Here is a 15132-nt window from a genome sequence, read left to right as displayed (position 1 = left end):
GACCCGCGCGGTCACGCCGTGCCGCTGATGCTCTCGGCCTCGATCACGACGATCACGCGCACCTGGTCACGGCCGCCGTACCAGGGGTAGGGGCCGCCGGTGTACCGGTGCGAGAGCTTCTCGATGTGGTCGGCCGCGCCCTCCGTGGTCACCTCGCGCACGCGCCCGCGGACCTGGAAGTAGCGGGACGGGTCGTCCGGATCGGAGACGGCGACGGCCACCCGCGGGTCCCGCGCGATGTTCCGCGTCTTCACATGGCTCTGGACGCTGTTGACGAGCACGTGCTCGCCGTCCGTGTCGACCCACGTCTGGGTCAGCTGCGGCGAGCCGTCCGGCATGGTGGTCGCCAGGAAGCACAGGCTCGGGCGGTGCAGGAGGTCGAGCAGGTCGGCGGGTGGTTTCACGGTGATCCCTCGGTCGGCTGGGCGCAGCCTACGCTCCCCGCCTGGCGGCCCGGCGACCGGTGCTCGGCGCGAGAAATCACGCCCCCGGGGTCACGATGGGTGGGAAGGGCGCCACGCGCCGCAACCCCTCACACACCGGACGGCCATGAACTCCATGCGGGTGGCCCAGGTCGCAGAACCGGGCGGACCATTCGAAATCGTCGAGCGCGCGCTGCCGGAGCCCGGCCCCGGCCACGTCCGGATCGCCGTCGAGGCGTCGGGCGTCTGCCACAGTGACGCCGGCTTCGTGCACAACGCCTTCCCCCACATCACCTTCCCCCTGGTCGCCGGCCACGAGGTCGCCGGGCGCATCGACGCCCTCGGTGAGGGCGTGCGGCACTGGACGGTCGGCGACCGCGTGGAGGTCGGCTGGTTCGGCGGGCACTGCGGGCACTGCCCGCCCTGCCGCGAGGGCGACTTCATCGACTGCCGGAACCTGCAGGTGCCCGGCTGGGCGTACGAGGGCGGCTACGCCACGCACATGGTCGCGCCGGTCAACGCGCTGGCCCGGATCCCCGACGGGCTGACCGCGGTCGACGCCGCCCCCCTCGGCTGCGCCGGCGTCACCACCTACAACGCCTTCAAGAAGAGCTCCGCCCGGCCCGGCGACCTCGTCGCGGTGATCGGCATCGGCGGCCTCGGCCACCTCGCGGTGCAGTACGCCGCCAGGTTCGGCTTCGAGACGGTCGCCGTCGCGCGAGGCGAGGACAAGCGGGCCCTGGCCATGGAACTGGGGGCCCACCACTACATCGACAGTTCCGCCGGCGACCCGGCCAAGGAACTCCAGGCCCTCGGCGGGGCCACCGCGGTGCTCGCCACGGCCTCCAACTCCCAGGCCATGGCGGCCGGTGTCGAGGGTCTCCTGCCGCGCGGCGAGCTGATCGTCATCGGGATCGACTCCGAGCCGCTGCCGATCACCCCGGCCCAGCTGATCCTGTCGTCCCGTTCGGTCGTCGGCCACCCGTCCGGCACCTCGCGCGACGTCGAGCACACGATGAACTTCAGCGCGCTCGCCGGGATCCGCCCGATGACCGAGACGGTGCCGCTGGAGGAGGTCAACGAGGCGTTCGCCCGCATGATGTCCGGCGCCGCGCGCTTCCGCATGGTCCTCGTCCCCTGAGCCGCCCGGGCGCCGCCGGCCGGCCGGCGGCAGGGGGTAATCCGGTTGCCCCCGGCCGGCGGCCTCTGCTGCACTGCCAGGACCACAGGCCATCCACCGGGGAGTCGTGATCATGCGGGGACTGCACATGTCCACCCAGCCCGAATTCATCGCCCATTCGGAGGACATGGCATTCCATGCACGTGCTCAACCTCGGGATCCTGGCGCATGTTGACGCCGGGAAGACCAGCCTGACCGAGCGGCTGCTGCACACCGCCGGCGTCATCGACACGCTCGGCAGCGTCGACGACGGCAGCACCCAGACCGACACCCTGGCCCTGGAACGGGCACGGGGCATCACCATCAGGTCCGCCGTCGCCTCGTTCGCGATCGGCGACGACGTCACCGTCAACCTCATCGACACCCCCGGCCACCCGGACTTCATCGCGGAGGTGGAACGGGCGCTCGGCGTCCTCGACGGCGCCGTGCTCGTGGTGTCGGCGGTGGAGGGCGTACAGGCGCAGACCCGCGTGCTGATGCGGACGCTGCGCCGGCTGCGCATCCCCACCCTGCTCTTCGTCAACAAGACGGACCGTTCCGGCGCCCGGGACGCCGAAGTGCTGCGCGCCCTCGCGGAGCGGCTCAGCCCGGCCTGCGTGGCCATGGGCCGCGTCGAGGGCCTCGGCACCCGGGACGCGCGCTCCACGCCGTACGGTCCGGACGACACCGGGTTCACCACCCGGCTGCTGGACGTCCTGTCCGTGCGGGACGAGGAGCTCCTGGCCGCCTACGTCGCGGACGGGACGGCGCCGTCCTACCCGAGGCTGCGGGCGGCCCTCGCCGCCCAGACGCGCGGGGCGCTGGTCCATCCGGTGTACTTCGGTTCCGCCGTCACCGGCGCCGGGGTGGACGCCCTGGTCCGGGGGATCGCGGAACTGCTCCCCGTCGCCGCGGGAAGCGCGGACGGCCCGGTCTCCGGCACCGTCTTCAAGATCGAACGAGGCCCCTCGGGGGAGAAGATCGCCCAGGTACGGATGTTCTCGGGGACCGTCCGCGTACGGGACCGCCTGCCGCACGGCGCCGGGAAGGAGGGCAAGGTCACCGCGGTCAGCGTGTTCGAGCGCGGCGTGGACACACCCGGGGAGGCGGTCTGCGCGGGGCAGATCGGCAGGCTCTGGGGGCTCGGCGGGATCCGCGTCGGCGACGCGATCGGCGAGCCGCACCGTACGGCCCCCGCCGCGGACCGGCACTTCGCGCCGCCCACGCTGGAGACGGTCGTCGTGCCCCGGCGGCCGGCGGACGCGGGCGCGCTGCACGTGGCGCTCACCCGGCTCGCCGAACAGGACCCGCTGATCGACCTGCGGATGGACGACGTGCGGCAGGAGATCGCCGTCTCCCTCTACGGGGAGGTGCAGAAGGAGGTCGTGCAGGCGACGCTGGCCGACGACTTCGGCGTCGAGGTGACCTTCGAGGAGACCACGACGATCCACATCGAGCGGCCGGTGGGCACGGGTGCGGCCGCCGAGGTCATCCACACCGGCTCCAACCCCTTCCTGGCGACCGTGGGACTGCGCGTCGACCCGGCACCGAGGGGCAGCGGGGTGGCGTTCGGTCTGGAGGTCGAACTCGGCTCCATGCCCTACGCCTTCATCCGGGCCGTCGAGGAGACCGTCACCGAGACGCTGCGGCACGGCCTGTACGGCTGGCGGGTCGTCGACTGCAAGGTCACCATGACGCACTCGGGTTACGCCCCGCGGCAGAGCCACGCGCACGCGGTGTTCGACAAGAGCATGTCGAGCACCGCGGGCGACTTCCGGGGCCTCACCCCGGTGGTGCTGATGCGCGCGCTGGAACAGGCGGGCACGGTCGTCTGCGAGCCGGTCCACCGCTTCACCCTCGACCTCCCCGAGCAGGCCTACGCCCGGGTGCTGCCCGTCCTCGCCCGGCTGGGCGCGGTGCCGCGCACCTCGGCGCCGCAAGGTGCGTCCTACGTCGTCGAGGGCGACGTCCCCGCGGCGCAGGTGCCCGCCCTGGAACGCCGACTACCCGCCCTGACCAGCGGTGAGGGCGTCCTGGAGTACGTCTTCGACCACTGGCGGGAGGTCCGCGGCGAGCCCCCGGCGCTGCCCGGGCACCGGAGGGACTGAGCGGTCCGGGGCACCACGCGCGGCGCCCGCGATGTGGTGCCCCGGGCCATGTCGCGGGCGTCGCACCGCTCTTACCGTCCGGCGCATGACCTTATTCAGAGCCGCACTCCACCGGGGCCGCCCGCGTGCCGCCCTGCTCGCCGTCGTGGCGCTCCTTGCCGCGCTCGTCCCCGTCCGTCCCGCCCACGCCGCCGGCGCGATCGAGGAGGTGACGGGCTTCGGCAGCAACCCGGGCGCGCTGCGGATGTACCGCTACGTCCCCGCCGGGCTGCCGCAGGGCCGGCCGGTCGTCGTCGCCCTCCACGGCTGCACCCAGAACGCCCAGGGGTACGGCGCCCAGAGCGGCTGGACCGCTCTGGCGGACCGCTGGGGCTTCTCCGTGGTGCTGCCCGGGCAGACCTCGGCCAACAACCTCAGCCAGTGCTTCAACTGGTTCCAGACCGGGGACATCGCGCGCGGCCAGGGTGAGGCCGCCTCCATCCGGCAGATGACCGACCGTCAGATCGCGGACACCGGCGCGGATCCCTCCCGGGTGTACGTCACCGGGCTCTCCGCGGGCGGCGCGATGACCGCGGTGATGATGGCGGCCTACCCCGACGTGTACGCCGCGGGCGGCGTGGTCGCCGGGCTGCCGTACGGCTGCGCGCAGGCGGCGGGTTCGCCGTACGTGTGCATGTACGTCGGCGCGACGCAGACCCCCGCGCAGTGGGGCGCCCGGGTCCGCGCCGCCTTCCCCGGGCACGTGGGCCCGTGGCCGCGGCTGACCGTCTTCCAGGGCACCGCCGACTACACGGTCAAGCCCGTCAACATGGACGACCTCGTACGGCAGTGGACGGACGTCCACGGCGCCGACCAGACCGCCGACGTCTCCGACACCGTGGCGGGCTTCCCGCACCGCACGTACAAGGACGCCTCCGGCGCCGCCGTCGTCGAGACGTACAGCATCACGGGCATGGGCCACGGCCAGCCCGTCGACCCGGGCAGCGGGGCCGCCCAGTGCGGCACGGCGGCCGCCTACATGCTCGACGTCAACCTCTGCGCGGCATACCGGCTCGGGACGGGCTGGGGCCTGGGCTGAGCGGGAGGGGGTGAGGGGGCGCGCGCCGGCTGTGCCCCGTCACTCCGCGGCCATCGCCGCCAGGCGGGTCACGGTGTTCCAGTTGCGGGCCGTGGCTGTCAGGCCCAGACGCTTCTCCCACAGCGCGTGGGAGAGCCGGGTCTTCTGCACCCCGCCCGGGCAGTGCACGTAGATCTCGCGCTCGCCGGGGCGGAAGTCGTCGGGCGCGAAGTCGGCCGGGTCGAGACCGGCGATCCGGTCCGGATCGACCGGCCCGGACAGGAAGGTGACCAGGAAGCGCGCGGGATCGACGCCCGTCATGTCGAACGGGTTGCGCTCGACGACCCCGGCGAGCGCGGTCGCCTCACGGACGACGCACGGCACCTTCCGCCCGTCGAACGCGGCGGCGATGGCCGCCTCCAGTGTGTCCGCCAGCTTCGCCGGGTCGGCGCGTTCGTGCTCGAACAGGGCGTTGCCGCTCTGCAGATGGGTGCGCACGCAGGTGCCGCCGATCTCCTCCAGCAGCTGTCGCAGGTCCTGCATCGGGAGCCTGGTCGTCGCCCCGACGTTGATCCCGCGCAGGAGCGCCACGTATCCGGTCACCCCGCCACATTAGCCGTCGCCTCGCCGGGCTTACCCACTTTCGGAGGACCACCGGCCCGGCGGAACGGTTCGGCACCGGGCACCGCCGCTACGTTCGCGTCCATGAGCACGAAGCGTGACCGCCCGGTCGTCACCGAACTGCGGCTCTCCGCGTTCAAGTCGCATCGCGGCGCGAGCTTCCCGCTCGGACCGCTCACCCTGCTGGGCGGGGCGAGCGGGACCGGCAAGTCCAGCGTCCTGGAGGGGCTCGGCCTGCTCGGCCGGCTCGCCGCGGGCGAGGAACTGGCGACGGCGTTCGACGGCGTGCGCGGGGGAGTGGCGGCCTGCGTGCCCCATGCGGCCCGGCCGGACGCGGAGGGGCGGCGCGGATTCCGCATCGGGTGCACGGTGGACGGCGCGGTCGGCCCCGTCGCGCTCGACGTCGCCGTGCAGACCGAACCCGAACTGCGCATCGTCGGCGAGCGGTTGACCGGCGCCGGGGAGACCCTGCTCGCCACCGCGCTGCGCGACCCGGGACGGCGCACGGTCCAGGCGGCCTGGCACACGGCGGGGTTGGTCCCGGTGACCCGGGCCCCGCTGCCCGACGACCGGCTGGCCACCTCCCTGCTGCCGCTGCGCGTCGCGGGGACGACCGAGGGGCAGCGGCTGGTGCTCGCCGCCGCCGAGCAGACGGTGCTCGCGCTGCGCGGGGCGTTCCCCGTCGACCCCCGGCCGCACACGATGCGGGAACCCGCGCGCGTGGCGGACGGCCTGCTCCGCGGCGGCTGCGACAACCTCTCGGCGGTGCTGCGCCGCACCCAGGGCGAGTGCCGTACGCGGCACGCGGCGCTGGTCGGCGCCCTGCGGGCGGTGTGCAGCCCGCCCGTCGAAGGACTGACGGTGATCCCCGCGGGGGAGCCGGGGACGGGGGCGTACGCGGAGTCCGTACTGGCGGCCGTCGACCGGGGACCGCTGGGGCTGGTGCCGGTGGACCGGCTCGGCGACGGGGAGCTGCGCTTCCTCGCGCTGGCGCTGGTGCTGCTCACCGGGCCGGGCGTGCTGGAGGTGGACACCAGCGGCGAGGTGCCGGACGCGGTGCAGGTGCTCACGGTCCTGGCGGACGGACTGGACGCCGGTCTCGACCGGGCGCAGACGCGGCAGTTGCTGGCGCTGGCCGCCCTGGTCGCCGAGCGCGGCCACATCAGGCTGCTCGGCACGGTGCACGACCCCTCGGTGGCCGAGGGGGCGGACGGGGTCACCCTGCTGCGCCTCGGGAGCGCCGCGGCCGGCCCGGAACGGGTGCCGGCCCAGGGGACGGGTCCGGACGCGCCGGACGCCGGGGCCCCGCCGGCCGGGCAGTCCGCGGCGCAGCACGCGGCGGCGATGGGGTAGACCTTGCGGGTGTGACCGAGGATCTGCACGCGCTGCAGCGCAGGCTGGCCGCCTTCGCGGCCGCCCGGCGCTGGGAGCCGTACCACACGCCCAAGAACCTGGCCGTGGCCTTGAGCGTCGAGGCGTCCGAGCTCCTGGAGATCTTCCAGTGGCTCACGCCCGAGCAGGCGGCACGGGTCATGGAGGACCCCGACAGCGCCCACCGGGTACGGGACGAGGTGGCGGACGTGCTCGCGTACCTGCTGCAGTTCTGCGAGGTGCTCGGCGTCGACGTGCTCCAGGCGCTGTCCGCCAAGATCGACCGCAACGAGCTGCGCTTCCCGCTGCCGGGGGCCGGGGACTGAGGCGCGGCGGCCGGTGCGCCGCGGGTGCGGGCGTTCCGGTCAACCGCGCGTTCGCCCGTTGGCCCGGGCGGGTGAGCGGGTTGTCCACAGGCGGGAACCGGCCACTTCCACCTCGCGTCATGAGCCGTCACTCTGAGTGAGGAACGGGATCGACGGGGCGGAGACGGGGCGGAGGTGCGTCGTGATGGACGCGGTACGGCTGATCCGGGCCACGCGGGAGGCGCTGCGAAGCGGCGGGACCGAGCGTGAGCTGATGACGGAGGCCTGGCAGGTGCAGGCGCTGACGGAGGCGGTCGGCAGCCACCTCGCCCTCCACGGGGCGCCCGAGCTGCGCACCCCCGGCTTCTCCGTCTGCGAGGCGGGCGGCAGGGCGTGCGGCGCCACGGGACCGCCGGGGGTGGCCTCCGGGCCGTTGCGGGCGTCCCTGCTCACCGACGTGCGCGAGCCGGCCGGGACCTTGCGCGAACTGCGCGAGCTGCTGTCGGAGCTGGGCATGGCCCTGGTCTCGGTGGCCTGCACCGCCGAGAGCGAGACGGAGTACTGGCAGTGCATCGAGGCGGTGGACGCCGCCGACGAGTCCAAGGACCGGGTGGGAGTGCTCCTGCGCGCGGTCGAGGCGCGGCAGCGGGAGGGCGCATGAACGGTAAGCCGCCCGAGCGCGAACGGAGTTGGCGGATTGCCGTCGTCTCCGGTCCGGGAAGGTGCCACACGCGACAGGTTGCCGATCGATTCGGACCGGAGAGGTGCAGGATGGAGGCATGGATCTTCGAATCTTCACCGAGCCCCAGCAAGGGGCCTCGTACGACACCCTGCTCTCCGTCGCCAAGGCGACCGAGGAACTTGGCTTTGATGCCTTCTTCCGGTCGGACCACTACCTCAAGATGGGCGACGCGGACGGTCTGCCGGGGCCGACCGACGCGTGGATCACCCTGGCCGGCCTCGCCCGCGAAACGAAGCGGATCCGGCTCGGCACCCTGATGACGGCCGCCACGTTCCGGCTGCCCGGTGTGCTCGCCATCCAGGTCGCGCAGGTGGACCAGATGTCGGGCGGCCGCGTCGAGCTGGGCCTGGGCGCCGGGTGGTACGCGGACGAGCACACCGCGTACGGCATCCCCTTCCCGAAGGAGAAGTTCGCCCGGCTGGAGGAGCAGCTCGCCATCGTCACCGGGCTGTGGGGCACCCCGATGGGCGAGACCTTCGACTTCAAGGGCGCGCACTACTCGGTGGAGAACTCGCCGGCCCTGCCCAAGCCGGCCCAGGCGAAGCTCCCCGTCCTCATCGGCGGGCACGGTGCCAGGCGCACCCCGCGGCTCGCGGCCCGCTACGCCGACGAGTTCAACCTGCCGTTCGGTTCGCTGGAGGACACCGCCCAGCAGTTCGCCCGGGTGCGGGAGGCCGCCGAGGAGCACGGCCGGGGCAAGGACGAGATCGTCTACTCCAACGCCCTCGTCGTGTGCGTCGGCAAGGACGACGCCGAGGTCGCCCGCCGGGCCGCCACCATCGGCCGCGAGGTCGAGGAGCTCAAGGCCAACGGCCTCGCCGGGTCCCCTGCCGAGGTCGTCGACAAGATCGGCCGCTACGCCGAGCTCGGTGCCACCCGCTTCTACCTGCAGATCCTGGACCTGAGCGACCTCGGGCACCTGGAACTGATCGCCTCCGAGGTCCAGTCGCAGCTCGGCTGACCCCGGCACACCACGCAAGGAGCACCCGCGATGCCCGCACCCCACCGGCCCTTGGCGCAGGCCCTCGCCGAGTCCACCGTCGTCCTCGACGGCGGGCTGTCCAACCAGCTCGCCGACCAGGGCTGCGACCTGGCCGACGCGCTCTGGTCGGCCCGGCTGCTCGCCGACGCGCCGGAGCAGATCGAGGCGGCGCACACCGCCTACGTGCGGGCGGGCGCGCGGGTGCTCATCACCTCCAGCTACCAGGCGACCTACGAGGGCTTCGCCGCGCGCGGCATCGGACGGCAGGAGGCGACCACCCTGCTGCGCCGCAGCGTCGCCCTCGCCCGTGCCGCCGCCCGCGACCGCGACGACGTGTGGGTGGCGGCCTCCGTGGGACCGTACGGCGCCATGCTCGCGGACGGCAGCGAGTACCGGGGCCGCTACCGGCTGAGCGTCGCGGAACTGGAGCGCTTCCACCGGCCCAGGATCGAGACGCTGGCGGAGGCCGGTCCGGACGTCCTGGCGCTGGAGACCGTGCCCGACACCGACGAGGCGGAGGCGCTGCTGAGGATCGTCGCAGACCTCGGGGTCCCGGTCTGGCTGAGCTACACCGTCGCCGGCGGGACGACCCGGGCGGGCCAGCCGCTGGAGGAGGCGTTCCGGATCGCGGCGGATGCGGACGCGGTGATCGCCGTCGGCGTCAACTGCTGCGACCCGGCGGACGCCGCCCTGGCGGTGGAGACGGCGGCGGCGACCGTGGACCGGCCCGTGGTCGTCTACCCCAACAGCGGCGAGAGCTGGGACGAACGGGCCCGCGGCTGGCGCGGCGGCTCGGTCTTCGACCCGGCACTGGCGTCCGCCTGGCAGCGGGCCGGTGCCCGGCTCATCGGGGGATGCTGCCGGGTCGGGCCCGCGCAGATATCCGCCCTCGCCTCCACGCTCACCCAACAGCCGGGGAAAACCGCTGTTCGGAGCGGGGACGAGCAGGCGATACTCAGGCGGTGTTCCTGACGATAACGACCACCGGCAGCGGCGGCATGCCCGCCACGGACCTCGGCTTCCTGCTGCACAAGCATCCGGAGAAGGCCCAGGTCTTCTCGACCTCCTACGGCGACGCCCACGTCTTCTACCCCATGGCGTCCGAGCAACGGTGCACGGCCGCGCTGCTGCTGGAGGTCGATCCGGTGGCGCTCGTGCGGCGCGGCAAGGGCAAGGGCCGGGGCGGGGCCCCGGACTCCGCTCTCGGCCACTACGTCAACGACCGGCCGTACGCCGCCTCGTCGCTGCTCGCGGTCGCCCTCCGCACGGTGTTCGCCAGCGCCCTGAGGGGCGTCTGCGACGCCCGTCCCGAGCGGGCCGCGCAGCCGCTGCCGCTGCGGATCGAGATCCCCGCCGTGCCCGCGCGCGGCGGCGCCGCCCTCGTCCGCCGGCTGTTCGAGCCGCTGGGCTGGAGCGTGGAGGCCGAACCGGTCGCGCTGGACGAGCGGTTCCCCGAGTGGGGCGAGTCGCGCTACGTGCGGCTGGCCCTGGAGGGCGAGCTGCGGCTGTCCGAGGCCCTGCGGCACCTGTACGTGCTGCTCCCGGTCCTGGACGACGCCAAGCACTACTGGGTGTCGCCCGACGAGGTCGACAAGCTGCTGCGCATGGGCGACGGATGGCTCGCCGTCCACCCGGAGCAGCGGCTGATCACCAGCCGCTACCTCGCCCGCCGCTGGTCGCTGACCCGGCAGGCCATGGAGCGGCTGGAACTGGCCCGGCTCGCCGAGGCCGACGACAGCGAGGCCGAGGAGCTGGACAACGCCGTCGACGAGGAGGTGGACACCGAGGAGAAGCCGCTGCCCCTGGCGGTACAGCGCCGCGAGGCGATCCTGGCGGAGCTCCGCGACGCCGGGGCGAGCCGGGTCCTCGACCTCGGCTGCGGTCAGGGCCAGCTGGTCGGCGCGCTGCTGAAGGACGTCCGCTTCACCGAGATCCTCGGCGTCGACGTGTCGGCCCGGGCCCTGGGCGAGGCGGCGCGGCGACTGCGGCTGGACCGCATGGGCGAGCGGCAGTCCTCCCGCGTCCGGCTCGTGCAGGGGTCCCTGACGTACACCGACGCCCGCCTCAAGGGTTACGACGCCGCGGTGCTCAGCGAGGTAGTCGAGCACCTCGACCTGCCCCGGCTCCCCGCCCTGGAGTACGCCGTCTTCGGTGCGGCACGACCCGCGACCGTGCTCGTGACCACGCCGAACGTCGAGTACAACGTGCGCTGGGAGACGCTGCCCGCCGGGCACGCCCGGCACGCGGACCACCGCTTCGAGTGGACCCGGGCGGAGTTCCGCTCGTGGGCGGAGCAGGTCGCCGGACGCCACGGCTACGGCGTGCGGTTCGTCCCCGTCGGCCCCGACGACCCCGAGGTCGGCCCGCCCACCCAGATGGCCGTTTTCACGATGACCGCGAAGGAGGTCACGTCCGCATGACCGGCAAGCACACCCTCCCGGTGACCGACCTCTCCCTCGTGGTCCTGATCGGCACCACCGGCTCCGGCAAGTCGACGTTCGCGCGGCGCCACTTCAAGCCCACCGAGGTGATCTCCTCGGACTTCTGCCGCGGCCTGGTCAGCGACGACGAGAACGACCAGGGCGCCAGCGGTGACGCCTTCGACGTGCTGCACTACATCGCGGGCAAGCGGCTGGCCGCCGGCCGGCTCACCGTCGTCGACGCCACCAGCGTGCAGCAGGAGAGCCGCCGCCAGCTCGTCCGGCTCGCCCGCGAGTACGACGTGCTGCCCATCGCGATCGTCCTCGACGTCCCCGAGCAGGTCTGCATCGAGCGGAACGCGTCCCGTCCCGACCGCGCCCACCTGCCCCGGCACGTCGTGCAGCGCCAGCAGCGCGAGCTGCGCCGCTCCCTGCGGCAGCTGGAGCGCGAGGGCTTCCGCAAGGTGCACGTCCTGCGCGGCACCGAGGAGGTCGAGGCGGCCGAGGTCGTGCTGGAGCGCCGCTACAACGACAAGCGCGAGCTCACCGGCCCGTTCGACATCATCGGCGACGTCCACGGCTGCAGCTCCGAACTGGAGACCCTGCTCGGCAAGCTGGGCTACGTCGACGGCGTGCACCCCGAGGGCCGCACGGCCGTCTTCGTGGGGGACCTCGTCGACCGCGGCCCCGACAGCCCCGGCGTGCTGCGCCGCGTCATGGGCATGGTCGCCGCAGGCGACGCCCTGTGCGTGCCCGGCAACCACGAGAACAAGCTGGGCCGCTGGCTGAAGGGCAAGAAGGTCCAGCACACCCACGGCCTCGCCGAGACCATCGAGCAGCTGGAGCAGGAGGACGAGAAGGACCCCGCCTTCCGCGAGCAGGTGCGGGAGTTCATCGAAGGGCTCGTCAGCCACTACGTCCTCGACGACGGCAAGCTGGTCGTCTGCCACGCCGGCCTGCCCGAGAAGTACCACGGCCGCACCTCCGGCCGGGTCCGCTCGCACGCCCTGTACGGCGACACCACCGGCGAGACCGACGAGTTCGGCCTGCCCGTGCGCTACCCGTGGGCCGAGGACTACCGCGGCCGCGCCGCCGTCGTGTACGGCCACACACCCGTGCCGAGCACCTCGTGGATCAACAACACGATCTGCCTCGACACCGGCGCCGTCTTCGGCGGGCGGATGACGGCCCTGCGCTGGCCCGAGCGCGAGATCGTCGACGTCCCCGCCGAGCGGGTCTGGTACGAGCCGGCCAAGCCGCTCGCCAGCGAGGCCCCGGGTGGGCAGGACGGGCGGCCGCTCGACCTCGCCGACGTCGCCGGCCGCCGTGTCGTGGAGACCGTGCACCACGGCCGGGTCGCCGTCCGTGAGGAGAACGCTGCCGCCGCGCTGGAGGTCATGAGCCGCTTCGCGGTCGACCCCCGGCTGCTGATGTACCTGCCGCCGACGATGTCGCCGTGCGCGACCTCGCAACGGGAGGGTTACCTGGAGCACCCGCACGAGGCGTTCGCCGCCTACCGCGCGGACGGCGTCGGCCAGGTGCTCTGCGAGGAGAAGCACATGGGCTCCCGCGCCGTGGCGCTGGTGTGCCGCGACGCGGAGACGGCCGGCGAGCGCTTCGGGGTGACCGGCGGCGTGACGGGCGCCCTGCACACCCGCACGGGTCGTCCGTTCTTCGACGACCCGGCCGTCACCGAGCAGGTCCTGGACCGGCTGAGGGCCTCGGTCACCGCCGCCGGGCTCTGGGAGGAGCTGGGCACGGACTGGCTGCTGCTCGACGCCGAGCTGCTGCCCTGGTCGCTGAAGGCCACCGGCCTGCTGCGCAGGCAGTACGCCGCCGTGGGCGCCGCCTCCGGCGCGGTCTTCCCGGGTGCGATCGCCGCCCTGGAGTCCGCCGCCGCGCGCGGCACCGACGTGGCGGGCCTGCTGGAGCGGCAGCGCGGGCGGTCCGCCGACGCCGCCGCCTTCACCGAGGCGTACCGGCGCTACTGCTGGACGACCGAGGGCCTGGACGGGGTGCGTCTCGCGCCGTTCCAGATCCTGGCCGCCCAGGGCCGCAGTCTCGCCGCGCTCGCGCACGACGAGCAGCTGGCGCTCATCGACCGCATGGTCGCCAACGACCCGACGGGGCTGCTCCAGGAGACCCGCCGGCTGCTGGTCGACACCCGCGACGAGGAGTCGGTGGCGGCCGGTACGCAGTGGTGGCTGGAGCTGACCTCCGCCGGCGGCGAGGGCATGGTCGTCAAACCGCTCCAGGCCCTGGTGCGCACCGAGGACGGCAACCGGCTGGTCCAGCCCGGCATCAAGTGCCGCGGCCGGGAGTACCTGCGGATCATCTACGGTCCCGAGTACACCCGGCCCGACCAGCTGGCCAGGCTCCGCTCCCGCGCCCTGGGCCACAAGCGCTCCCTCGCGCTGCGCGAGTACGGGCTGGGCCTGGAGGCGCTGGACCGGCTGGCCGCGGGCGAGCCGCTGTGGCGCGTGCACGAGGCGGTCTTCGCCGTCCTGGCGCTGGAGTCCGAGCCGGTGGACCCCCGGCTGTGACGGGCGAGGGGCGGGCACCCGGGTGCCCGCCCCTCCCTGGCGGTAAACCCTTGCCAAGTGGGAATGTCTAGCTCCATGGCATTCCATGTGGACTCCGAGGCAGGGCGGCTGCACCGCGTCATCCTCCACCGCCCCGACCTGGAGCTGAAAAGGCTCACGCCGTCGAACAAGGACGCCCTGCTCTTCGACGACGTCCTGTGGGTGCGCCGGGCCCGTGCCGAGCACGACGGCTTCGCCGACGTGCTGCGCGACCGTGGCGTGGCCGTGCACCTCTTCGGTGACCTGCTGCGGGAGACGCTGACCCTGCCCGAGGCCCGGCGCATGGTGCTGGACCGGGTCTTCGACGAGAAGGAGTACGGCCCGGTGGTCACCGACCACCTGCGCGCCGCCTTCGACGAGCTGTCCGCGGCCGAGCTGACCGAGGCCCTGGTCGGCGGCATGACCAAGCGGGAGTTCCTGGCCCGTTTCGCGGAGCCGGCCTCGGTCCGCTTCCATGTGACGGACCTGGACGACTTCCTGGTCAACCCGCTACCGAACCACATCTTCACCCGGGACACCTCGGCCTGGGTCTACGACGGGGTCAGCATCAACGCGATGCGCTGGCCGGCCCGCTGGCACGAGACGATCCACTACGAGGCGATCTACCGCCACCACCCGCTCTTCGCGGGCGGCTCCTTCCACGTGTGGTCCGAGGGCCAGGCGGCCTACCCGTCCACCATCGAGGGCGGCGACGTCCTGGTGATCGGCAACGGCGCCGTCCTCATCGGCATGAGCGAGCGCACCACCCCGCAGGCCGTGGAGATGCTGGCCCAGCGCCTGTTCAACGCCGGGTCGGCCACCACGATCGTGGCCCTCGACATGCCCAAGCGCCGTGCCTTCATGCACCTGGACACCGTGATGACGATGGTCGACGGCGACACCTTCACCAAGTACGCGGGCCTGGGCATGCTGCGCTCCTACACCATCGAGCCCGGCGCGGGGGAGCGCGACCTGAAGGTCACCGACCACCCGCCGGAGCACATGCACCGGGCCATCGCGGCGGCCCTGGGCCTGGACGACATCCGCGTGCTCACCGCGACCCAGGACGTCCATTCCGCCGAGCGCGAGCAGTGGGACGACGGGTGCAACGTGCTCGCGCTGGAGCCGGGCGTCGTGCTGGCGTACGAGCGCAACGTCACCACCAACACCTTCCTGCGCAAGCGCGGCATCGAGGTCATAGAGATCCCCGGGAGCGAACTGGGGCGCGGCCGCGGCGGTCCGCGCTGCATGAGCTGCCCCATCGAGCGGGACCCGGTCTGACGGGGCGATCCGTGGCCGGGCCCGGCTGTATAAGGATGCGCCTGTTCGTATAGACTTCCATGGTCTCGGCGCACTCATGTTCGGCACCCGGCCGACCCCGACC

General features: G+C 73.4%; 13 protein-coding genes. 11 read left to right on the top strand and 2 right to left on the bottom strand.

Features of this window, described 5'->3' with window-relative positions:
- Window positions 1–11: 11 nt before the first annotated feature.
- Window positions 12–404 carry a PPOX class F420-dependent oxidoreductase gene (locus ABZ312_RS17700; RefSeq protein WP_500438100.1) on the bottom strand — a complete coding sequence of 131 codons (393 nt, stop codon included), beginning with the start codon at window positions 402–404 and terminating at the stop codon, window positions 12–14.
- Between the two features lie 145 nt (window positions 405–549).
- On the opposite strand from ABZ312_RS17700, the gene ABZ312_RS17695 reads away from it, so the two are divergent.
- The 3 genes from ABZ312_RS17695 (at window position 550) to ABZ312_RS17685 (ending at window position 4767) form a co-directional block, all read left to right on the top strand.
- Window positions 550–1563, top strand: coding sequence for an alcohol dehydrogenase (locus ABZ312_RS17695; protein WP_500438098.1), 1014 nt, complete (start codon window positions 550–552; stop codon window positions 1561–1563).
- Window positions 1564–1739: 176 nt separating this feature from the next.
- Entirely contained in the window at window positions 1740–3689 is a 1950-nt protein-coding gene (locus ABZ312_RS17690) for a GTP-binding protein (protein WP_500438096.1), read from the top strand.
- Between the two features lie 85 nt (window positions 3690–3774).
- On the top strand, window positions 3775–4767 hold the full coding sequence (locus ABZ312_RS17685; RefSeq protein WP_500438095.1) for an extracellular catalytic domain type 1 short-chain-length polyhydroxyalkanoate depolymerase: 993 nt from the start codon (window positions 3775–3777) through the stop codon (window positions 4765–4767).
- Between the two features lie 39 nt (window positions 4768–4806).
- Here ABZ312_RS17685 and ABZ312_RS17680 read toward each other — a convergent pair whose 3' ends face one another.
- Window positions 4807–5349, bottom strand: coding sequence for a DUF1697 domain-containing protein (locus ABZ312_RS17680; RefSeq protein WP_500438093.1), 543 nt, complete (start codon window positions 5347–5349; stop codon window positions 4807–4809).
- A 102-nt stretch (window positions 5350–5451) separates the two neighbouring features.
- Between ABZ312_RS17680 and ABZ312_RS17675 the strand changes: the two genes are divergently transcribed.
- The 8 genes from ABZ312_RS17675 (at window position 5452) to ABZ312_RS17640 (ending at window position 15029) form a co-directional block, all read left to right on the top strand.
- Entirely contained in the window at window positions 5452–6720 is a 1269-nt protein-coding gene (locus tag ABZ312_RS17675; protein WP_500438091.1) for an AAA family ATPase, read from the top strand.
- An 11-nt stretch (window positions 6721–6731) separates the two neighbouring features.
- Complete coding sequence (locus ABZ312_RS17670) at window positions 6732–7064, top strand: nucleotide pyrophosphohydrolase (protein ID WP_500321859.1); 333 nt, start codon at window positions 6732–6734, stop codon at window positions 7062–7064.
- 184 nt (window positions 7065–7248) lie between these two features.
- Window positions 7249–7704: a DUF6099 family protein gene (locus tag ABZ312_RS17665; RefSeq protein WP_500438089.1), complete on the top strand. Its 456-nt coding sequence runs from the start codon at window positions 7249–7251 to the stop codon at window positions 7702–7704.
- Between the two features lie 118 nt (window positions 7705–7822).
- Window positions 7823–8746: an LLM class F420-dependent oxidoreductase gene (locus ABZ312_RS17660; RefSeq protein WP_500321857.1), complete on the top strand. Its 924-nt coding sequence runs from the start codon at window positions 7823–7825 to the stop codon at window positions 8744–8746.
- Between the two features lie 30 nt (window positions 8747–8776).
- Window positions 8777–9739, top strand: coding sequence for a homocysteine S-methyltransferase (mmuM, locus tag ABZ312_RS17655; protein ID WP_500321856.1), 963 nt, complete (start codon window positions 8777–8779; stop codon window positions 9737–9739).
- The gene (locus ABZ312_RS17650) at window positions 9730–11187 is read left to right on the top strand and encodes a 3' terminal RNA ribose 2'-O-methyltransferase Hen1 (protein WP_500321855.1); all 1458 of its coding nucleotides are present in this window, start codon (window positions 9730–9732) and stop codon (window positions 11185–11187) included. Before mmuM ends, ABZ312_RS17650 begins: the two co-directional genes overlap by 10 nt.
- Window positions 11184–13730, top strand: a complete 2547-nt coding sequence (locus ABZ312_RS17645; protein WP_500438087.1) for a polynucleotide kinase-phosphatase — start codon at window positions 11184–11186, stop codon at window positions 13728–13730. Before ABZ312_RS17650 ends, ABZ312_RS17645 begins: the two co-directional genes overlap by 4 nt.
- A 75-nt stretch (window positions 13731–13805) precedes the next feature.
- Complete coding sequence (locus tag ABZ312_RS17640) at window positions 13806–15029, top strand: arginine deiminase (RefSeq protein ID WP_500321852.1); 1224 nt, start codon at window positions 13806–13808, stop codon at window positions 15027–15029.
- The last annotated feature ends 103 nt before the right edge of the window (window positions 15030–15132 follow it).

Origin of the sequence: Streptomyces sp. NPDC006207, from assembly GCF_040613835.1 — a bacterium.
Lineage (GTDB): Bacteria > Actinomycetota > Actinomycetes > Streptomycetales > Streptomycetaceae > Actinacidiphila.
Note: the sequence above shows the minus strand (reverse complement) of the source record. Positions and strands in the feature narration are given on the sequence as shown.